The 19239-nt window shown below is 62.3% G+C and carries 20 protein-coding genes and 1 pseudogene; 14 read left to right on the top strand and 7 right to left on the bottom strand.

Going from position 1 to position 19239, the window contains the following annotated elements:
• Positions 1 to 7: 7 nt before the first annotated feature.
• The 13 genes and pseudogenes from urtE to ureG all read left to right on the top strand — a co-directional run bounded on the left by urtE (position 8) and on the right by ureG (position 9297).
• Positions 8 to 703 carry an urea ABC transporter ATP-binding subunit UrtE gene (gene urtE, locus K6M89_RS12285; RefSeq protein ID WP_222139618.1) on the top strand — a complete coding sequence of 232 codons (696 nt, stop codon included), beginning with the start codon at positions 8 to 10 and terminating at the stop codon, positions 701 to 703.
• A 148-nt stretch (positions 704 to 851) separates the two neighbouring features.
• Complete coding sequence (locus tag K6M89_RS12280; RefSeq protein WP_222139617.1) at positions 852 to 1673, top strand: urease accessory protein UreD; 822 nt, start codon at positions 852 to 854, stop codon at positions 1671 to 1673.
• A gap of 28 nt (positions 1674 to 1701) precedes the next feature.
• On the top strand, positions 1702 to 2004 hold the full coding sequence (locus K6M89_RS12275) for an urease subunit gamma (protein WP_003561955.1): 303 nt from the start codon (positions 1702 to 1704) through the stop codon (positions 2002 to 2004).
• 9 nt (positions 2005 to 2013) lie between these two features.
• Positions 2014 to 2265 carry a DUF1272 domain-containing protein gene (locus tag K6M89_RS12270; RefSeq protein ID WP_222139616.1) on the top strand — a complete coding sequence of 84 codons (252 nt, stop codon included), beginning with the start codon at positions 2014 to 2016 and terminating at the stop codon, positions 2263 to 2265.
• A gap of 10 nt (positions 2266 to 2275) precedes the next feature.
• A complete protein-coding gene (locus K6M89_RS12265) occupies positions 2276 to 2581 on the top strand; it encodes an urease subunit beta (RefSeq protein WP_222139615.1) in 306 nt (101 codons plus the stop codon).
• 12 nt (positions 2582 to 2593) lie between these two features.
• Positions 2594 to 3001: a lysozyme inhibitor LprI family protein gene (locus K6M89_RS12260; RefSeq protein ID WP_222139614.1), complete on the top strand. Its 408-nt coding sequence runs from the start codon at positions 2594 to 2596 to the stop codon at positions 2999 to 3001.
• A 16-nt stretch (positions 3002 to 3017) separates the two neighbouring features.
• Positions 3018 to 3641, top strand: coding sequence for a Urease operon accessory protein (locus tag K6M89_RS12255; protein ID WP_222139695.1), 624 nt, complete (start codon positions 3018 to 3020; stop codon positions 3639 to 3641).
• Positions 3642 to 3644: 3 nt separating this feature from the next.
• Positions 3645 to 5357, top strand: coding sequence for an urease subunit alpha (gene ureC, locus K6M89_RS12250; protein WP_222139613.1), 1713 nt, complete (start codon positions 3645 to 3647; stop codon positions 5355 to 5357).
• A 33-nt stretch (positions 5358 to 5390) separates the two neighbouring features.
• Positions 5391 to 6062, top strand: a complete 672-nt coding sequence (locus tag K6M89_RS12245) for a TIGR02117 family protein (protein WP_222139612.1) — start codon at positions 5391 to 5393, stop codon at positions 6060 to 6062.
• Between the two features lie 326 nt (positions 6063 to 6388).
• Positions 6389 to 7252 (top strand): annotated as a pseudogene (locus K6M89_RS12240) (GGDEF domain-containing protein).
• Between the two features lie 84 nt (positions 7253 to 7336).
• Positions 7337 to 7918 (top strand): urease accessory protein UreE, encoded by a 582-nt coding sequence (gene ureE / locus K6M89_RS12235; protein WP_222139611.1) that lies wholly within the window; start codon positions 7337 to 7339, stop codon positions 7916 to 7918.
• A 6-nt stretch (positions 7919 to 7924) separates the two neighbouring features.
• Positions 7925 to 8596 (top strand): urease accessory protein UreF, encoded by a 672-nt coding sequence (locus K6M89_RS12230; RefSeq protein WP_222139610.1) that lies wholly within the window; start codon positions 7925 to 7927, stop codon positions 8594 to 8596.
• 89 nt (positions 8597 to 8685) lie between these two features.
• Positions 8686 to 9297, top strand: a complete 612-nt coding sequence (gene ureG, locus K6M89_RS12225; RefSeq protein WP_038690830.1) for an urease accessory protein UreG — start codon at positions 8686 to 8688, stop codon at positions 9295 to 9297.
• An 86-nt stretch (positions 9298 to 9383) separates the two neighbouring features.
• Here the strand turns inward: ureG and K6M89_RS12220 are convergent, their stop codons facing one another.
• From K6M89_RS12220 to K6M89_RS12190, 7 genes are all read right to left on the bottom strand, one after another.
• Positions 9384 to 12710, bottom strand: a complete 3327-nt coding sequence (locus tag K6M89_RS12220) for an efflux RND transporter permease subunit (RefSeq protein ID WP_222139609.1) — start codon at positions 12708 to 12710, stop codon at positions 9384 to 9386.
• A 12-nt stretch (positions 12711 to 12722) separates the two neighbouring features.
• The gene (locus tag K6M89_RS12215) at positions 12723 to 13913 is read right to left on the bottom strand and encodes an efflux RND transporter periplasmic adaptor subunit (RefSeq protein WP_222139608.1); all 1191 of its coding nucleotides are present in this window, start codon (positions 13911 to 13913) and stop codon (positions 12723 to 12725) included.
• Positions 13914 to 14311: 398 nt separating this feature from the next.
• Positions 14312 to 15283 carry an ABC transporter substrate-binding protein gene (locus K6M89_RS12210; RefSeq protein ID WP_222139607.1) on the bottom strand — a complete coding sequence of 324 codons (972 nt, stop codon included), beginning with the start codon at positions 15281 to 15283 and terminating at the stop codon, positions 14312 to 14314.
• Positions 15284 to 15342: 59 nt separating this feature from the next.
• Positions 15343 to 16470 carry an ABC transporter permease gene (locus K6M89_RS12205; RefSeq protein WP_097581933.1) on the bottom strand — a complete coding sequence of 376 codons (1128 nt, stop codon included), beginning with the start codon at positions 16468 to 16470 and terminating at the stop codon, positions 15343 to 15345.
• On the bottom strand, positions 16467 to 17396 hold the full coding sequence (locus tag K6M89_RS12200; protein WP_097581931.1) for an ABC transporter permease: 930 nt from the start codon (positions 17394 to 17396) through the stop codon (positions 16467 to 16469). Before K6M89_RS12200 ends, K6M89_RS12205 begins: the two co-directional genes overlap by 4 nt.
• Positions 17393 to 17773 carry an endonuclease domain-containing protein gene (locus K6M89_RS12195; RefSeq protein ID WP_222139606.1) on the bottom strand — a complete coding sequence of 127 codons (381 nt, stop codon included), beginning with the start codon at positions 17771 to 17773 and terminating at the stop codon, positions 17393 to 17395. The genes K6M89_RS12200 and K6M89_RS12195 overlap by 4 nt, the downstream gene beginning before the upstream one ends.
• 172 nt (positions 17774 to 17945) lie before the next feature.
• On the bottom strand, positions 17946 to 18731 hold the full coding sequence (locus K6M89_RS12190) for an ABC transporter ATP-binding protein (RefSeq protein WP_222139605.1): 786 nt from the start codon (positions 18729 to 18731) through the stop codon (positions 17946 to 17948).
• A gap of 94 nt (positions 18732 to 18825) precedes the next feature.
• Between K6M89_RS12190 and K6M89_RS12185 the strand changes: the two genes are divergently transcribed.
• A complete protein-coding gene (locus tag K6M89_RS12185; RefSeq protein WP_222139604.1) occupies positions 18826 to 19239 on the top strand; it encodes a cupin domain-containing protein in 414 nt (137 codons plus the stop codon).

Genomic DNA, 19239 nt, shown 5'->3' with positions numbered 1-19239 from the left:
TGAACTCATGCTGACAGTCGAAAACGCGAATCTGCATTATGGCGCGGCGCAGGCGCTGCGCGGCATCTCAATCAAAGCGGAGATGGGCAAGATTACCTGCGTGCTGGGACGCAACGGCGTCGGCAAGAGTTCGCTCCTGCGCGCCGTGACCGGCCAGCATCCGCTGTCGGCCGGCACCGTCACCTTCAACGATACCAGGCTGAACGGCCTGCCGCCTTTCACCCGCGCCAAGCAAGGGATCGGCTATGTGCCGCAGGGGCGGGAGATTTTCCCGTTGCTGACGGTCAAGGAAAATCTCGAAACCGGCTTTGCTCCGCTCGGCCGCCGCGACCGCTACATCCCCGACGATATCTTCAGCCTTTTCCCGGTGCTGAAGTCGATGCTGTCGCGTCGCGGCGGCGATCTTTCCGGCGGGCAGCAGCAACAGCTGGCGATCGGCCGGGCGATGGTGACGCGGCCGAGGATCCTCGTGCTCGATGAGCCGACCGAAGGCATCCAGCCGTCGATCATCAAGGATATCGGCCGAGCGATCCGCTACCTGCGCGATTCCACCGGCATGGCGATCCTGCTCGTCGAACAATATCTCGATTTCTGCCGGGAGCTTGCCGACTACGTCTACATCATGGATCGCGGCGAGATCGTGCATGAAGGACTTGCCGAGACGCTAGATACGCCGGAGGCTCGCCGTCATCTGACCGTTTGACCGGCAGATGCCGTATTTTTCGGCAGGTGGTGTTGCGCCCTTCCAGTCTTGCAGGTCCGCTGCGGTATCGCTGGACGGCACAGGAATTGCTTGCTTTCCGTCATACGCGCGCTTGAATGAAAACGGTGGCGCGACCGAAAGGGACAATATGACCAGCGTGGCGGCGAGCACGAGACCGCAAAGAGCAGAGGGACGCGGGCATCTGGCGGCAAAGCTGTTCGCCGGCCGCACGCGTATCCGCGAGCTCTATCAGGAAGGCGCGGCGAAGATCCGCCTGCCGGATACCTTCGATGCCTCGATGGAAGCGGTCATCATCAACACATCAGGCGGGTTGACCGGCGGCGACCGGATGGAGTGGAGCGTTGACGCCGGCGCCGGCACCAAGATCGACGTCACCACCCAGGCTTGTGAGAAGATCTACAAGGCATCGGCCGGCACCGCTGAAGTGACGACCAGCATCAAGGTCGGAGCCCAAGCCCGCGTCGACTGGCTGCCGCAAGAAACGATCCTCTTCGACCGATCGGCACTTTTTCGCCGGCTGGACGTCGATCTCGACAAGAGCGCCGAATTCCTCGCCGTCGAAGCCGTGCTGCTCGGCCGCAAGGCAATGGGCGAGGCGGTGGTATCAGGGCTTTTCCGCGACCGCTGGCGCATCCGCCGCTCGGGCCGGCTGATCCATGCCGAGGAGCTCAGGCTTTCCGAGGGCGTTGCGGCGCTGGCGGCGCGCCAGGCGGTGCTCGGCGGTCAGGTTGCCTTCGCGACGCTGCTTTATGCCGGGCCGCTGGCGGAAGCCTATCTCGGCAGGGTCCGGCCGCTCATCGAGGGAATGATGGGCGGCGCAAGCGCCTGGAGCGGCAAGCTGGTCGTTCGCCTTGCGGCGGCCGACGGCTTCACGCTGAGAAAAATCCTGATCCCTGTCATTTCCGTCTTGCGCAACGGTGCGCCTGTGCCGAAAGTCTGGAATCTCTAAAGCTAAGCATCAAGCAGATGGGCAAGCAATGAACCTTACTCCGAGAGAAAAAGACAAGCTGCTGATTTCAATGGCGGCGATGGTGGCGCGGCGGCGGCTGGAGCGCGGCGTCAAGCTGAACTATCCCGAAGCGATCGCGCTGATCAGCGACTTCGTCGTCGAGGGCGCCCGTGACGGCCGTCCGGTCGCCGAGCTGATGGAGGCCGGCGCCCATGTGATTGGCCGCGACCAGGTGATGGAGGGTATTGCCGAGATGATCCATGACGTGCAGGTGGAGGCGACGTTCCCCGATGGCACCAAGCTCGTCACCGTCCACGAACCGATCCGGTGAGGAAGTAGAATGCTGGAGCTCAGGCCCAACTGCGAGTGCTGCGACAAGGATTTGCCGCCGGAGAGCGCCGAGGCGCGGATCTGCACCTATGAATGCACCTTCTGCGCCGATTGCGCAGACGATGTGCTGAAGGGCGCCTGCCCGAATTGCGGCTGCAATCTCGTTGCGAGGCCCATCAGGCCGGCTGATATGCTCGCCAAACATCCGGCGTCGACGAAACGCGTGCTGAAGGCCGAGGGCTGCGCGCCCAGGGCAGCTTGAGGGGAACGAGATGATTCCAGGCGAGATCATTGCCGCAAAGGGCGACATCGAACTCAATGCCGGCGCACCGACGGTGACGCTGGAAGTTTCCAATACGGGCGACCGGCCGGTGCAGGTCGGCAGCCACTATCATTTCGCCGAGACCAATGCCGGGCTCTCCTTCGACCGCGCGGCCGCACATGGCAAGCGGCTCGATATTCCCGCGGGAACGGCCGTGCGTTTCGAACCGGGGCAGACGCGTTCGGTGACGCTGATCCCGCTTTCCGGCAAGCGCGAGGTCTATGGTTTCCGTCAGCTGGTGATGGGCAAGCTTTAACGGGAGGGATGCATGCGTTTGAACATCTGCCTCATCGGGGCGGCGATGCAGCTGGCCGCGGGTGGTGCCTCTGCTCAGGACATCGATTGCCAGAATCCCAAGACGCAATCGGACATGACCTCCTGCGAGGCGGCGCGCCACGAGACCGCGGACAAAGCTTTGAATGCGCAATATAAGAAGACCCGGGCGGCTCTTGCGGCGATCGACAAGGATCTCGATGGCGACATGAAGGGCGCGGAGCAGGCGCTGGTCAAGGCACAGCGCGCCTGGATCGATTATCGCGACGCCGAGTGCGACGCCTTTGGCTTCCAGGCCCGTGGCGGCACGATGGAGCCGATGCTGGTCGCCGGATGTCTCGCCAACATCACTGACAAACGGACGCAAGAGCTGAAAGAGCTCGAAGACACGATGAGCAACTAAGGTGATCAGGAAGATCGTGATCGTCGGCAATGGCGAGATTGGTGAGGGAGAGGCGGGCATCATCGATGCCGCCGATTTCGTCATCCGCTTCAACGATTGCCGTTCCTATGGCGCCGGCGGCAGTCGGACGGACGCCGTGGCGGTTTGCAATACCGGCCGCCCGGCAAAGGCGATGCTCGGCCCGCGGGAGTGGCGGACCCATCCCGGCGTCGTTTCGGCTCAAGAAATCTGGAGCGTTCGCGACCCGACGAAATTCGCCGCCATGCGGGCGCCGCTTGCGGTCTCGCATCCCGATCTCGACGATTTCTGCGACGACTATACCGACGCGTTCGAAGCCTTCTGCGCGCTGACCGGCAAGACACATGTGGTGATCGAAAAGTCGGTTCACGAGGCCGTCGATGCCTCGCTTTCGGCTTTTGCGCCCGCGCCCTATGTCGTGCCGAGCAGCGGCATGATCGTCATTGCCGAGGTGCTGAGCAAATTTCCCGAAGCCGAAGTGATGTTGGCCGGTTTCGGCCACGTCGGCTGGGAATGGCATCCGTTCGCGGCCGAACGACAGTTTGTCGATAGTTATATTGCCGGCGGCCGCATCAGACGGCTCGGCGGAAAAACGCTTGTCTCTTCCTTCTACGGAGTCTGATGGATGCCCTATAAGATCTCGCGCGCCGCCTATGCCGGCATGTTCGGACCGACGACCGGCGACAAGGTGCGCCTTGCCGATACGGAGCTCTTCATCGAGATCGAGAAGGATTTCACGACCTATGGCGAGGAGGTGAAGTTCGGCGGCGGCAAGGTGATCCGTGACGGCATGGGCCAGAGCCAGGTGACACGGGCGGACGGCGCGGTCGATACGGTCATCACCAATGCGGTGATCGTCGACCATACAGGCATCTACAAGGCCGATATCGGCCTCAAGAACGGGCACATCGCGGCGATCGGCAAGGCGGGCAATCCCGATACGCAGCCCGGCGTCAATATCATCGTCGGCCCTGGCACCGAAGCGATCGCCGGCGAAGGCAAGATCGTCACGGCTGGCGGCATGGACAGCCATATCCACTTCATCGCGCCGCAGCAGATCGAAGAAGCGCTGATGTCGGGCATGACCTGCATGCTCGGCGGCGGCACGGGACCGGCGCATGGCACGCTCGCCACCACCTGCACGCCCGGCCCATGGCATATCGCGCGGATGATCGAAGCGGCCGACGCCTTCCCGATGAACCTCGCCTTTGCCGGCAAGGGCAACGCCTCGCTGCCGGGCGCGCTGACCGAGATGGTGCTGGCCGGCGCCACTTCGCTGAAGCTGCACGAAGACTGGGGCACGACGCCGGGCGCGATCGACTGCTGCCTGTCGGTCGCCGACGACTATGACGTGCAGGTGATGATCCACACCGATACGCTGAACGAAAGCGGCTTCGTCGAGGATACGATCGGCGCCATCAAGGGTCGCACCATCCATGCCTTCCACACGGAAGGGGCAGGCGGCGGGCACGCGCCCGATATCATCAAGATCTGCGGCCAGCCGAACGTCATCCCGTCGTCCACCAATCCGACGCGGCCCTATACGGTCAATACGATTGCCGAGCATCTCGACATGCTGATGGTCTGCCATCACCTGTCGCCGTCGATCCCCGAGGATATCGCTTTTGCCGAAAGCCGTATCCGCAAGGAGACGATCGCGGCCGAGGACATTCTGCACGATATCGGCGCATTCTCGATCATCTCGTCCGACAGCCAGGCCATGGGCCGCGTCGGCGAAGTGGCGATTCGCACCTGGCAGACGGCCGACAAGATGAAGCGTCAGCGCGGCCGGCTAAAGGAAGAGAAAGGCGACAACGACAATTTCCGCGTTCGCCGCTATATCGCCAAATACACGATCAATCCGGCGATCGCGCATGGTCTCAGCCATGAGATCGGCTCCGTCGAAATCGGCAAGCGCGCCGACCTCGTGCTGTGGAACCCAGCCTTCTTTGGTGTGAAGCCCGACATGGTGCTGCTCGGCGGCTCGATCGCGGCAGCGCCGATGGGCGATCCGAACGCTTCGATACCGACGCCGCAGCCGGTGCACTACCGGCCGATGTTCGCTTCCTACGGCAAGAGCCTCACCAATTCCTCCGTGACCTTCGTCAGCCAGGCCTCGCTCGATGCCGGCCTGAAAGGCAGGCTCGGCGTTGCCAAGGAGCTGGTGGCGGTGAAGAATACCCGCGGCGGCATCTCCAAGGCATCGATGATCCACAACGACCTGACGCCGGCGATCGAGGTCGATCCGGAGACCTATGAAGTCAGGGCGAACGGCGAATTGCTGACATGCGAGCCAGCGACGGTGCTGCCGATGGCGCAGCGCTATTTCCTGTTCTAGGCCCGCTCGTTCCGTGCGCGCCGGACGGTTCCGATGAAAAAAGGCATCCGCTGGCTGTTGCGGATCGTATTGCTGGTCGTTGCTCTGGCGACGGCCGGAACCTTCGTTCCCCGGCCGCTGATTGCGCCGGTCGAAGCATCGTCCGCGGCGGCGTCCCACCGGATCTTGCTTCTGTCGGGAGCGATCCATACCGATATTGCCATTCCGCTCGACGAGGAAACGCGGGCGGCCTTTTCCTTCCTCGACGATCCCGGTTTTCCGCTCGGCCATCCGAACGCGGAATGGCTCGTCATTGGCTGGGGCGGCCGCGCCTTCTATCTGGAAACGCCGACCTGGTCGGAGCTGAAGCCGCTGCCGGTGCTGCGGGCGCTGACGATCGACCGTTCGGTGCTGCACGTGGATCTCGCCGGTCATATCACCGAGCCGCAGCCGGCCGTTATGGCCTTCGATATCAGCGACGAACAATTGGCGCGGCTGCGCAGCTTCATCTCGGATAGTTTTGTCCGCGATGCGGGCGAGGTGAAGCTGATCTCAAACGCAGGTTACGGCGAGATCGACCGGTTCTTCGAGGCCAAGGGATATTTCAACGCCCTCTTCGGCTGCAACACCTGGACTGCTGCAGCACTCCGTTCGGCCGGGCTTCGAGCCGGCTTATGGAACCCGCTTCCACAATCATTGCGATTATCCGCCAGTGTCTACAATTGATGCAGCTGTGGACCGGTCCCGGTGTAAACGGAATTGTGAACGGAGATCGCCGTCTGGTTGTAAAAATCGATAGGGAGCCGTTTTCCACAGGTAACCATTCCGGAACAGGCGCGCTGGCCAACTGGAAAAAAGCGTTTAATATCAATTATCTCGGCGTCTACTCGCGCTGTCCCATTCAGGGATCGGATGTTTGCATCCCCTGCTAGAAAAAATCTGTCCGTCAAATCGTCCAAAACCGTTCGAATTTTAACGAGTCGATTAAGACACCCGCAGCAATTGGGCTCTTATCAATGCCGTGAAACGCCCGGGCAGGAAGGTCGATTCTCATGAGAAGCTGGATGTCGCTGCAGGCCGGTTTCGGCGATTTTCAATATCGCAGGAACGTCTATCTCTTTGCGTTAAGGATGAGTTTTCTTGCCGTCATTCTTTCAGGCGCCATCCTCGCACTGACGATACCGCCACTCGGTTTTTTCGGGCTGCTGCCGGTGAGCCTTTCGCATGCGATCGGCTTCGGTGCCGTTTTTTCCTGGCTTGTCGGCGGCACGGTTTGCGGCATGCTGTCGCTGACCGCTGGGTTTACCATGCATGAGTTGACAGTTTCGCGAGCGGAGTTCGAAAAGCTCAGCCGCACGGATACGCTCTCCGGCCTCTTGAACCGCCGCGCCTTCACGGAGGCGCTCGACAAAACCGAGGGCAATGCCTCGCTTGTCATTTTCGACGTCGACCGCTTCAAAGCGATCAATGACCGTTTCGGCCATGCCTGCGGCGATGCCGTCATCATCGCGGTCTCGGCCATGCTCATATCCGCCTTCGACGAAATGTCCGTCATTGCACGGCTGGGTGGGGAGGAGTTTGGCGTCATCGTCTCCGGCGAGCCGCTGGAGGCGCGGATGGAACGCATCGAAGGGGTGCGAGCACGGATCGCAAGCGGTGCCATCGCGGCCGAGGGGCACGATATCCGCATCACGGTTTCCGGCGGCGTTGCCGATCTCGCCGCCGGGCGCAGCAAGCAGGCGGTGTATGCCTCGGCGGACCGGGCGCTCTACCTCGCCAAGGCGCTCGGGCGCAATCGCGTCGTGCATGAACGGGAAGGCCTGCATCATGCCTAGCACGGGCTCGTCGAAAATGGCGTCGATGCCAAGGGCAGGGGAGCTGAGAGCGACAACGTGATGCAGGCTTACGGGATATAAACGCCCCGGTCTGAGCAAAAGGCCATTGGTGATTGCATCGGGAAAGACTATTTTGCATGTTCGTCTCAGCAAAACGGACATATCATGCAGCGCGTCACTTCCTATCTTCCCGCCGGTACCCCGTCCTCCCATCCGACCGCCCAGGTCAAGCTGCCGCACGATCTGCGCCATCTGCGCCGCAAGCTGCTGCATCTGGAAAATGGCGAGATGGTCATGCTCGATCTCAAGGATCCGGTGCTCTTCGCCAATGGCGACCTGCTGGTGCGCGAGGATGGGGAGCTGATCGAGATTCTGGCCACCGACGAGAAACTCTTCGAAATTCGCGGACGCGACCGCACGCATCTCGTCGAGCTCGCCTGGCATCTCGGCAACCGTCATCTTGCCGCCCAGATCGAGGAACACCGCATCGTCATCCTGCGCGACCATGTCATCCGCTCGATGCTGCAGGGCCTCGGCGCCACCGTGCTGGAGATCGACGAACCCTTTCAACCCGCGCGCGGAGCCTATCATTCCCATGGCGGCCATGCGCATGATCACGGCCATGCCGCTCACAGCCATGATCATGGACATGATCACGGCCACGCGCATGGCCACGACCACCAGCATGATCACAGCTGCGATCACGACCACGGTCACGGGCATCATCACGGCCACAAGCACGATTGAGGCGCGATGACAGGGGATCGCCAACTGCAGGCATTGCTGCGCCTGACGGCGTGGCTCTCGCCGGCCTTTCCCGTCGGTAGCTTCGCCTATTCGGGTGGGCTGGAGCGGGCAGTGGCCGATGGGCTCGTCGTCGATGCTGCTTCGCTTGCAAACTGGATCGGCACTCTGATTGGCCATGGTGCCGTCTGGAATGATGCGGTGCTTCTGGCCGAGAGCCACAGGCAACAGGCCGATGCCGGGCGCCTTGCCGAAACCGCCGCTCTGGCCGAGGCTCTTGCCGGATCGCGTGAGCGCCATCAGGAAACCATGCTGCTCGGTGACGCCTTCCTCGCAGCGGCGCGGGCTTGGCCGGACGAAGTATTCGAGAGGCTGCCCGGCAAGACCGCTTATCCCGTCGCGGTGGGCGCGGTTGCCGGTGCGCATGGCATAGGGTCCGAGCAGGTGCTCGCAGTCTTCCTGCACGCCTATGCCTCGCAAGCGGTTTCGTCCGGTATCCGCCTCGGCGTTGCCGGGCAGAGGGACGGTGTTGCCCTGTTGGCCGGCCTTGAAGAGCACATTGCGGAGGTTGCCCGACGGGCGGCAGCGTCGTCGCTCGACGATCTCGGATCGGCGACCGTGCAGGCCGATATCGCCAGCCTGCGCCACGAGACGCAGGCGACGCGGTTGTTCCGCTCGTGAGGATGTCAATTATTCGCAGAAACTGCGTCATTTGACGGTGGCGCGCGCCGCCGCCGTCGCTATCATCCGGTTCGATTGGAGTGAAACACATGAAATCAAGGAACGGACCTCTGCGCGTCGGGATCGGCGGGCCGGTCGGCTCGGGCAAGACGGCGCTGACGGAAAAGCTCTGCAAAGCGATGCGCGACGACTATTCCGTCGCCGTCGTCACCAACGACATCTATACGACCGAGGATGCCGAGGCGCTGGTGCGCATGCAGGCCTTGCCCTCGGAGCGGATCGTCGGCGTCGAAACCGGCGGCTGCCCGCATACAGCCATCCGCGAGGATGCGACGATCAATCTGCAGGCGATCGCCGGCCTCAACGAGCGCATACCCGATCTCGACGTCGTCTTCATCGAATCCGGCGGCGACAATCTGGCGGCGACCTTTTCGCCGGATCTTGCCGATATCACCATCTACGTGATCTCCGTCTGCCAGGGCGAGGAAATCCCGCGCAAGGGCGGGCCCGGCATCACCCGGTCCGACCTGCTTGTCATCAACAAAAAGGATCTGGCGCCCTATGTCGGCGCCGATCTCGAGGTGATGGACCGGGATGCGACGCGCATGCGCGCGAGCCGCCCGTTCGTCTTCTCGGACATGAAGCGCGGCGACGGCATCAGTTCGATCGTCAATTTCCTCAGGGAGCAGGGCGGGCTCTGAGCGGTCGGACCTGCCGCAGCAGCGAAAACGGCAAAACGAACGGGCTGGGGGTAATCTCCCGGCCCGTTTCATTGTCTGGATCTTGCTTATTCCGCTGCGAAAGGCGGCAGCCGTAGAACGTTGGTGTCGTTGCCTTTGGCACTCTTGCGCTTGCCTTCCGGCTTTTCGATCGCCGTCAGGCGCTCGTCCAGCGCATCGATGTCGCTGCGGTTCTCGCGGGTCACGCGGGTGAGATCCTCGGGCGACAGAGGCAGTTCCTCCTCGTCCTTCCTGCCGACCATGCGGCCGAACATCCATCCGAGCAGGCGGGAGAGATCGTCCATGATCAGGAAGAAGGAGGGCACGACGACGAGCGAGAGCACCGTCGAGACGATGATGCCGCCGATCACTGCGATCGCCATCGGCGCGCGGAAGGAGCCGCCTTCGCCGACGCCGAGCGCGGAAGGCAGCATGCCTGCCGACATGGCGATCGAGGTCATGATGATCGGCCGGGCGCGCTTGCGGCCGGCTTCGACCATAGCTTCGACACGGGCCATGCCCTGATGGCGCATTTCGATCGCGAAATCGACGAGCAGGATGGCGTTCTTGGTGACGATACCCATCAGCATCAGAATGCCGATCATGACGGGCATGGACAGCGGATTGCTGGTGATGATCAGAGCCGCCGCGACGCCGCCGATGGCAAGCGGCAGCGAGAACAGGATGGTGAAGGGCTGGATCACATCCTTGAAGAGCAGGATCAGCACCGTCAGCACCAGCAACAGGCCCATCAACATGGCGTTGACGAAGCTCTGCTGCATCTCTGTCTGCACCTTGGTATCGCCGCTTTCGGCAAGGCGTACGGAGGCCGGGATGTTGGCCGCCTCGACGATCTCGCGGAAGCGGGCCGAAGCCGTGTCGAGCGCCACGCCCTGCGGTAGATCGGAGCCGATAGAGACGACACGGTTGCGGTTGTTGCGCTTGATCGAGCTTACGCCTTCCGAATAGTCGATATTGGCGACGCTCGAGAGCGGAACGGTGCCGCCGCTGGCGGTCTGGATCTTCAATGCCCGGAGGGCCGCAAGATCGCGGCGCATGTCGAGTGCCGCCTGCACCCGGATCGGGATCTGGCGATCGTCGAGCGAGATCTTGGCAAGGGCCGCATCGACATCGCCGATGGTGGCGACGCGGATCGTCTCGGAGATCTGCTGCGGCGTGATGCCGAGGCGGGCGGCCTCATCCTTACGCGGGTAGACCTGCAGTTCCGGACGGGGCAGGGCGCCGTCGGCGCTGACATTGGCGAGCAGCGGGTCGGCGCGGAGCTTGGATTCCAGAATGCCGACGGCCTCGTTCAGATCCTTCTCGTTCTTGGAGAGGAAGTTGAAGGAGAGGTCGCGTTCGCCGCGGTCGTTGAGCTTCAGGATATGGACGTCGGGAATGTCGCGCACCTTCGCGAAGACTTCCTTTTCGATATCCCATTGCGGGCGTTCACGGCCGTGGACTTCCACCTTCGGCAGCATCGGACCGATGACCGGGATGTCACCGAGCACGTCGTTGACCACCTTCTTGACCAGCGACTGGTCGAGCTTGTGGAGTGCCAGCGTGATCGTCGCGCGGCGCAGTTCGAGATCACCCTTCGGCGAGGCACCGCCGAGGACGAAGACGCTTTCGACGCCGTTGATATCTTTGACCCTGTCATAGATCGCGTCCGCCGTCTTCTCGGTATCGTCAAGCCGCGCATTCGGCGGCAGTTCGACGGAGAGAACAATGCGCGAGGCGTCTTCGGGCGGCAGGAAGCTACCCGGAACCTTCATCAGCAGCATAACCGAACCAACGAGGAAGGCGACCGCCGCGAATAGTGTCAGATATCGCGAATATTTATGCCCGGTCGTGCCGCGGATCAGGCGCGTGTAGCCCTTCATCAGCAGACCGTCATTGTCGTGATGGTCGTCGACACCGTCTTCGGCGCGCATGAGATAGGCGGCCATCATTGGGGTGATGAGGCGTGCCACCATCAGCGAGAAGAAGACGGAGAAGGCGACGGTCAGGCCGAACTGGATGAAGTACTGGCCCGGAATGCCCGGCATGAAGGAAACCGGCACGAAGACGGCGATGATGGTGAAGGTGGTGGCGATGACGGCAAGGCCGATTTCATCCGCCGCCTCGATCGCCGCCCGGTAGGGTGTCTTGCCCATCTTGATGTGGCGGGCGATGTTCTCGATTTCGACGATCGCATCGTCGACAAGGATACCGGTCGCCAGCGTCAGGGCCAGGAAGCTGACGAGGTTCAGCGAGAAGCCCATCATGTCCATGACCCAAAAAGTCGGGATCGCAGACAGCGGCAGCGCGATCGCCGAAATTAGGGTCGCGCGCCAGTTCCGGAGAAAGAGCAGGACGACGATGACTGCGAGCAGCGCGCCTTCGAGCAGCGTGTGGATGGCGGCTTCGTAGTTGCCGTAGGTGAAATATACCGAATCGTCGATCATCTCGATCTTCACATTCGGGTTTTCGCTTCTGACCTTGTCGAGGCTCTGCGCTACGGTTTCGGCGACGCTGACCTCGCTGGCGCCCTTCGAACGGAAGACGCCGAAAGTGACAACAGGCGTATCGTTGAAGCGCGAGAAGGATTTCGGCTCTTCATAAGTGTCCTTGATGACGCCGAGGTCGGACAGCTTGACGAAACGGCCGTTCGGCAGCGCGATCGTCGTGTCTGCGAGTTCGGCAACATTGCGGGCATCGCCGAGAACGCGGATCGCCTGTTCGCTACCGGCCACCTGGCCGCGGCCGGAGCCGAGGTCGACGTTGGTGCCGCGCAGCTGCTGGTTGACGCTTGCCGCGGTGATGCCATGGGCATCGAGCTTGGCGGGGGTGAGTTCGATGCGCACTTCGCGCTCCGCGCCGCCGTAGCGGTCGACGCGGCCGATGCCGGCCTGGCCCTGCAGGGCGCGCTTGACCGTATCGTCGACGAACCAGGAGAGTTCTTCGAGCGACATGGCGGGCGAGGAAACGGCGAAGGTCTGGATCGCCTGGCCCTCGACGTCGACCTTGGTAACGATCGGCGTTTCGGCCGTCGCCGGCAGATCGCTGCGGATGCGATCAATCGCGTCCTTGACGTCCTGCACAGCCTGTTCCGTCGGCACTTCCATGCGGAACATGACGTTGGTCTGCGAGCTGCCGTCGGTCACCGTCGACTGGATCTCGTCGATGCCGGTGATCGAGGCGATCGCGTCTTCGATTTCCTTCGTCACCTGCATTTCGAGTTCGGCCGGCGAAGCGCCGCTCTGCGTCACGCTGATCGAAACCAGCGGCACGTCGATGTTCGGGAAGCGCGTGATCGGCAGCGTGTTGAAGGACTGGATGCCGATGAATATCAACAGGCAGAAGGCCAGCAGCGGCGCGATCGGATTTCGAATGGACCAGGCTGAAAAATTCATCGGATGGTCTCTTTAGTTGGAAGCCGAGGGCTGTTCACGCACCGGCGTGATGTGATCGCCGTCGCGGACATAGGCGCCCGCCTTGGCCACGACCTCATCGCCGCTCTTCAATCCATTGATGATCTCGACATAGGCGCCGTCCTGGATGCCGGTCTCGATCTTGGCGAATTTTACCACACCATCCTCGACCTTGCGGGCCGAGGAGCCTTCATTGCTCGTCAAGACCGCGGTCAGGGGAAGCGATACGCCTTGGGTCTCGCGCACGATGATCTCGGCACTGCCATACATGCCGGAGCGCGCCTTGCTGTCATCGTCGATGGAGATATGAACGAGCCCGAGGCGGGTGGTCGGATCGACGGTCGGTGACACCAGGCGCACTGCGCCGGAAAGCTTCTCGCGGCTGCCGGAAAGCGAAATCGTCGCCTTCTGGCCGGCCACGATCCTGACGATGTCGCTTTCGGCGACCTCGGCGACGAGCTCGATATCGCCGTCGCGGATCAGGGTGAACAGCGGGTCACCGGTGCCGGCGGCAATGGCGCCGACCTTGGCGTTCTTTGCGGCGATCGTGCCGGCGACCGGCGTCTTCACATCGGTGCGGGCGAGCTTCAGATCGGCATCGGCGATCTGGCTGTCGAAGACCTTCAGATCGGCTTCGGCGACCTCGATCGCCTGTTCGGCGGAGACGACGCGGGCATTGGCCGCGGCGGCGGTTGCATCGGCCTGTTCGACCTGGGCAGTGGAAACCGTGCCCTTCTTGCCCATTTCCTGGGAGCGGGCCTGCTGCTGCCTGGCTTGTTCGGCGTTGGCCTGGGCCTCGATGAGCTGCGCGCGCAGCTGGGCGAGGCTTGCCTCGCCCTTGGCCTTCGTCGCCATCATCTGGCTCTTCTCCAGGACCAGCGCGTCATCGTTGAGCGTCGCCAATGTGCTGTCGGCCTGAACCTTGTCGCCGACGTCGGCTTTCAGCGTGCGGATCGACAGGCCCTCGACCTGCGGCTGGATATAGACCTCCTCGACGGGCTTGACCGTTCCCGTGCCGATGACACGGTCGACGAGAGTGCGGTTCGTCGCCGTGGTAACGACGATCGCCGGCAGGTTCTGCTGCGGTTTTGCGACTGGCGCTTCCTGCGAAAATGCAGTGGATGCAGCCAGTGCCGCCGCAAAAAGGGTGGATGCGCCTAAAATTCCAATCGGCCTGCGTGCCATGCGTCGTCGTCCAATCCTGTAACAAGGTTGGCCGAACTCGCGCGTCTGTCCTTCAGCTCGCGACCAGGCCACTGCCTTTCCTGCATTCTCAAGGGTATCCGCACATCATTTGCCGTCTTCATCCCTCATCGGCAAATCGGCTTCTAATTGGTATCGATTTGCTCGATATGCAAGCCCGGCAGAAAACAATTCCCCATGAGCGATAATAGTTACCATCAGAACCTGAATCAATCACCGAAGGGTTATGCGAGCATGACGATGATTGATCCTGCCTCTACCGCAATGACGTTTGAGCCCGGACAAATGCGACAGTTGCAGGGTGATTTTTCGTGCAAGCGGGAAAAATACGAAACGCGCGGAGATCTTCCCCGCGCGTTTCCCTCGCAATGTTGCCGCGATTACTTGGACGCAGCGTCGGTAATGTCGTGCGTCCAGGCGCCCGAGGGCTCCTTGCTGATGATCTTCTGATCGAGCAACGCCTTTGCGGTGCGGGCATAGAGCGCTTCGTCCAGCTTGCCGGAGCCGTCACCGACGAGCTTGGCGACTTCGCCCATCATGCGCTTCTGGTGGTTTTCGTCCTGGCCGCCATTGTCCAGGACGATCTCGGCGGCTTCATCGGGGTTTTCGGTCGCATATTTCCAGCCCTTCATCGAGGCACGGACGAACTTGACCATCTTCTCCTTGAAGGCCGGATCCTTCAGCTTGTCTTCCATCACATAAAGGCCGTCTTCCAAGAGGTCGTTGCCCATCTCGGTATAGTTGAAAACCGTCAGTTCCTCCGGCTTGAAGCCGGCATCGATCGCCTGCCAGTATTCATTATAGGTCATGACCGAGATGCAGTCGGCCTGCTTCTGGACAAGCGGCTGCACGTCGAAGCTCTGCTTCAGCACGGTGACGCCGTTCGGGCCGCCGTCCGTGGAAAGGCCCAGCTTGTTCATCCAGGCAAAGAAGGGGTACTCGTTGCCGAAGAACCAGACGCCGAGTGTGTGACCCTTGAAATCGGCCTCGGTCTTAACAGGCCCGTCCTTACGGCAGATCATTTCCAGGCCTGACTTCTGGTAGGGCTGGGCGATATTGACCAGCGGAACGCCCTTTTCGCGGGCAACGAGAGCGCCGCCCATCCAGTCGACGATGACATCGGCGCCGCCGCCGGCGATCACCTGCTCAGGGGCGATATCGGGACCGCCCGGCTTGATCTCCACGTCGAGGCCTTCCTCCTTGTAGAAGCCCTTGTCCTTGGCGACATAATATCCGCCGAACTGGCTCTGCGTGACCCATTTCAGCTGCAGAACCACCTTGTCGGCGGCCATCGCATGGGCCGCTGCAAGCGACATGGCGCCCGCCATCATTGCAACCATCAACTTCTTCATTTTCTTGTCCTTACCCTCTGAAGTTATGCCCGGACCCCGTTTGCGAAGCCCGCGCGCGCCTAGCCACCACGGATAGACGGATGCCAGAACGTCACCGCCCGTTCCGTCAGGGCGATGACGCCATAGAAGATCGAGCCGGCCAGCGCCGCAACGGCGATTTCCGCCCAGACCATGTCGACATTCATGCGGCCGATCTCGGTGGAGATGCGGAAGCCCATGCCGACGATCGGCGTCCCGAAGAATTCGGCAACGATGGCACCAATCAGCGCCAGCGTCGAGTTGATCTTCAGTGCGTTGAAAATGAAGGGCATGGCTGCCGGAAGCTTGAGCTTGAGCAGCGTCTGCCAATCGCTCGATGCATAGGTGCGCATCAGGTCGCGCTCCATGTTGCCGGAGGCGGCAAGGCCGGCGACGGTGTTCACCAGCATCGGGAAGAAGGTCATGATGATGACGACGGCGGCCTTCGAAGGCCAGTCGAAGCCGAACCACATGACCATGACGGGAGCGACGCCGATGATCGGCAGGGCCGACACCATGTTGCCGATCGGCAGAAGGCCGCGGCGCAGGAAGGTGATGCGGTCAGCCAGTACGGCGACGGCGAAACCGGCAAGGCAGCCGACGGCATAACCGATCAGGACAGCCTTGAAGATCGTCTGCCTGACGTCGTCGCCGAGGATCGGCAGGGAGGTCATGATGCGGGCGCCGATGGCGCTCGGCGGCGGCAGGATGATGAAAGGAATGCCGGCGCCGCGCGTTGCCGCCTCCCAGAGGATAAGGATCCAGGCACCGAAGATCGCCGGGATCAGCAGTTGGAGCGTCGATTTGCCGAAGGCGGTAACGGGTTGCTGTTTCGACAGCTCGGTGACGCATCGCCAAGCCAGCAGCCAGCAGGCGAAGAGCAGCAGAAAGAATGCCCGCGTCGCCATGCCCTCGTTGCCCGAGAGCGCGGAAAGCAGCATCCAGGCGGCGCCATGTGCGCCGATGAACAGAACGGTGGCACGATAGGCCGGCGGCTGCGGCGCGAAGGACAGCAGGGCGGCGGCGATGACGATGGTGAAGACGAGGCTGGCGGTGCCGTCGGTGAAGGGCTGCGCCGCGCCGTCGGCCAGCAGCGGCAGGCTGATCAGCGCTGCAAGGCAGAGGAGGAGGGCGGTTACGCCCTGCCAGGAGAAGGTCAGATGTCTCATGCCGGCCTCCCGCCCATGGCGCGGTCGACGATCTTGGCGGCAAGGCCGACGATCGCCACCAGGATGCCGGCCAGCAGCGATCCGGCGACGAGTGCTGCCCAGATATCGATGGTCTGGCTGTAATAGGAGCCGGCAAGCAGCTTCGAGCCGATGCCGGCAACGGCCCCCGTCGGCAGTTCGCCGACGATGGCGCCGACGAGGCTTGCGGCGATCGCGACCTTCATCGACGTGAAGAGGAAGGGGATCGAGGCCGGGACGCGCAGCTTCCAGAAGGTCTGCATGGGGCTCGCATAATAGGTGCGCATCAGGTCGAGATGCATGATCTCAGGCGACCGCAATCCCTTCACCATGCCGACGGCGACGGGGAAGAAAGAGAGGTAGGTGGAGATCAGCGCCTTGGAGACGAGGCGGGAGGCGTCGGAATCGAGGTTCAGGAGATGGGCGAGCGCATTGTCGCCGGTCAGCACATTGTAGGAGATGATGACGATCATCGGCGCGATGGCGAGGATCGGTATGGTCTGGCTCGCAACCAGCCAGGGCATCAGCGAGCGGTCCATGGCGCGATTGTGCACGATCAGCACGGCAAGAAGGATGCCGAGCAGCATGCCGAAGCCGAAGCCGAGCAGAGTCGAGGAGAGCGTCACCCAGCTGTGATAGACAAGGCTGCGGTTGCTCGAAAGGCTGCGCAGCACGGTGTTCTCGTAGACATTCTGCGCCACCTGATGCGGTGCCGGCAAGATCGGCTTCGGCTGCGCCAGCGTCTTGCCGATGAATTCGATGGTCGTCGGCGTGGCGCCGGCACGGCTATCCATGTCGCGCTGGAACGGCGCGTTCATCAGGACCGCGGCGAAATACCAGATGGCGATGAGGACGAGCAGGATGGTGGTGACGGGGACGACCTTGTTTTTGAGGGTGTCGGGTTTCACGCTACGCGCTCCTTCAAAAATGGAGCGGCGTGCTTTTCGATGGTGATGAACACGTAGTCAGGGCCGTCCAACACTTGAGCGTTGTCGAAGCGCAGCACGTTGAAACCTTGATTGCGCAGGAATGCATCGCGGGCAAGGTCGTGGCGGCGGCCCTCGACCGTCTCGTGACTGTCGCCGTCGACTTCGACAATCAGTCTTGCTGAAAGCCAGGCGAAATCGGCGATATAGGGACCGATAGGCGTCTCACGCCTGAATCTCGCGCCATAAGGCCTGAGATCGCGCAGCATGTCCCACATCGCGGCCTCGGCTTTCGTCAGTTCACGACGAAGGCGTTTTGCCGTGTCGCGGGTTTTGGGGGTGATGTTTGAATGTGGCATTTAAACCCCTCCCCAACCCCTCCCCACAAGGGGGAGGGGCAAACCTGGGGCGCTCGCCGAGTTCTCCAGCGACCGGCGCGAAAGAGTATCAAGGTCGGCGGCGGGCTCGGCGCTCAAGCCCCTCCCCCTTGTGGGGAGGGGTTGGGGAGGGGTCTTTACCAACGACACGCGCCTACACCTCATGGCTATGCCCCGTCCTCAGCCCTTCGCGAACGCGATGGGCGATCTCCAGAAACTCAGGGGTGTCGCGGATGTCGAGCGGGCGTTCGGCCGGCAGCGGCGAGTCGATCACGTCGGTGACGCGGCCCGGGCGCGGCGACATCACCACGATCTTGGTCGAGAGGTAGACGGCCTCGGGGATGGAATGGGTGACGAAGCAGATCGTCTTGTTGGTGCGGGCCCAGAGTTTCAGCAGTTCTTCGTTCAGATGGTCGCGGACGATCTCGTCGAGCGCGCCGAAGGGTTCGTCCATCAGCAGCAGGTCGGCGTCGAAGGCGAGCGCACGAGCGATCGAGGCGCGCTGTTGCATGCCGCCGGAAAGCTGCCAGGGGAATTTCTTATCGAAGCCGGACAGGCTGACGAGATCGAGCGCTTCGGCGATGCGCCGCGTGCGGTCGGCGCCGGAATATCCCATGATCTCCAGCGGCAGGGCAATGTTGTTTTCGATGGTGCGCCAGGGCAGGAGCGCCGGCGCCTGGAAGACATAGCCGTAGGCGCGGGCCTTGCGGGCTTCTTCCGGCGTCATGCCGTTGATGGAAATCTCGCCCGACGTGCTCTTTTCGAGATCGGCGATGACGCGCAGGAACGTCGTCTTGCCGCAGCCCGACGGGCCGATGAAAGAGACGAAGTCGCCCTTGCGGACATCGAGATTGACATCGCTCAGCGCCTGCACCGGGCCGTCATTCGCCTGGTAGGTGAGACAGAGATCCTTGGCGGATACGACGGAGGGTGCTTGCATCAATGCGACCGTTCTTGTTTTCGCCGCGGGGAGGCGGTTTGCATGTTACCATCGCCACAGGCCCTGCCGGCGGCACATTTCATGGAGGAAGAGAATGGACGCGTCATCACAACCCACCTGCCACATCGTTCGCCCCAAGCACGCCTATGACGGCAAGCAGGGGCTCAGCTATTTTGAAGGGATCGCGGCCGAGACGGTCGGCGCCAAAGGGATCTGCATGCATCTCCTGACGATCCCGCCCGGCGTGCGCGCCAAGGCGCATCTGCACGAGGCGCACGAAACGGCGATCTACATGCTCTCCGGCGAAGCCCACACCTGGTATGGGGACCGGCTGGAGCACCATGTCGTCGTCCATGCCGGCGAGCTCTTCTATATCCCGGCCGGCGTGCCGCACATGCCGGCAAACCTCAGCAGCACGCCATGCACGGCGGTCATCGCCCGCACCGACCCGAACGAGCAGGAGAGCGTCGTTCTTCTGCCGGAACTGGACGCGCTGGTACCGGCGTGA

Origin of the sequence: Rhizobium croatiense (genome assembly GCF_019793465.1) — a bacterium.
GTDB lineage: Bacteria > Pseudomonadota > Alphaproteobacteria > Rhizobiales > Rhizobiaceae > Rhizobium > Rhizobium croatiense.
This window is presented reverse-complemented; position numbering and strand designations above follow the sequence as displayed.

Bases quoted from the DNA above. Each gene is read 5' to 3' on its own strand.
- urtE (WP_222139618.1), top strand. From the start codon at position 8: ATGCTGACAGTCGAAAACGCGAATCTGCATTATGGCGCGGCGCAGGCG.
- K6M89_RS12280 (WP_222139617.1), top strand. From the start codon at position 852: ATGACCAGCGTGGCGGCGAGCACGAGACCGCAAAGAGCAGAGGGACGC.
- K6M89_RS12275 (WP_003561955.1), top strand. From the start codon at position 1,702: ATGAACCTTACTCCGAGAGAAAAAGACAAGCTGCTGATTTCAATGGCG.
- K6M89_RS12270 (WP_222139616.1), top strand. From the start codon at position 2,014: ATGCTGGAGCTCAGGCCCAACTGCGAGTGCTGCGACAAGGATTTGCCG.
- K6M89_RS12265 (WP_222139615.1), top strand. From the start codon at position 2,276: ATGATTCCAGGCGAGATCATTGCCGCAAAGGGCGACATCGAACTCAAT.
- K6M89_RS12260 (WP_222139614.1), top strand. From the start codon at position 2,594: ATGCGTTTGAACATCTGCCTCATCGGGGCGGCGATGCAGCTGGCCGCG.
- ureC (WP_222139613.1), top strand. From the start codon at position 3,645: ATGCCCTATAAGATCTCGCGCGCCGCCTATGCCGGCATGTTCGGACCG.
- K6M89_RS12245 (WP_222139612.1), top strand. From the start codon at position 5,391: ATGAAAAAAGGCATCCGCTGGCTGTTGCGGATCGTATTGCTGGTCGTT.
- ureE (WP_222139611.1), top strand. From the start codon at position 7,337: ATGCAGCGCGTCACTTCCTATCTTCCCGCCGGTACCCCGTCCTCCCAT.
- K6M89_RS12230 (WP_222139610.1), top strand. From the start codon at position 7,925: ATGACAGGGGATCGCCAACTGCAGGCATTGCTGCGCCTGACGGCGTGG.
- ureG (WP_038690830.1), top strand. From the start codon at position 8,686: ATGAAATCAAGGAACGGACCTCTGCGCGTCGGGATCGGCGGGCCGGTC.
- K6M89_RS12220 (WP_222139609.1), bottom strand. From the start codon at position 12,710: ATGAATTTTTCAGCCTGGTCCATTCGAAATCCGATCGCGCCGCTGCTG.
- K6M89_RS12215 (WP_222139608.1), bottom strand. From the start codon at position 13,913: ATGGCACGCAGGCCGATTGGAATTTTAGGCGCATCCACCCTTTTTGCG.
- K6M89_RS12210 (WP_222139607.1), bottom strand. From the start codon at position 15,283: ATGAAGAAGTTGATGGTTGCAATGATGGCGGGCGCCATGTCGCTTGCA.
- K6M89_RS12205 (WP_097581933.1), bottom strand. From the start codon at position 16,470: ATGAGACATCTGACCTTCTCCTGGCAGGGCGTAACCGCCCTCCTCCTC.
- K6M89_RS12195 (WP_222139606.1), bottom strand. From the start codon at position 17,773: ATGCCACATTCAAACATCACCCCCAAAACCCGCGACACGGCAAAACGC.
- K6M89_RS12190 (WP_222139605.1), bottom strand. From the start codon at position 18,731: ATGCAAGCACCCTCCGTCGTATCCGCCAAGGATCTCTGTCTCACCTAC.
- K6M89_RS12185 (WP_222139604.1), top strand. From the start codon at position 18,826: ATGGACGCGTCATCACAACCCACCTGCCACATCGTTCGCCCCAAGCAC.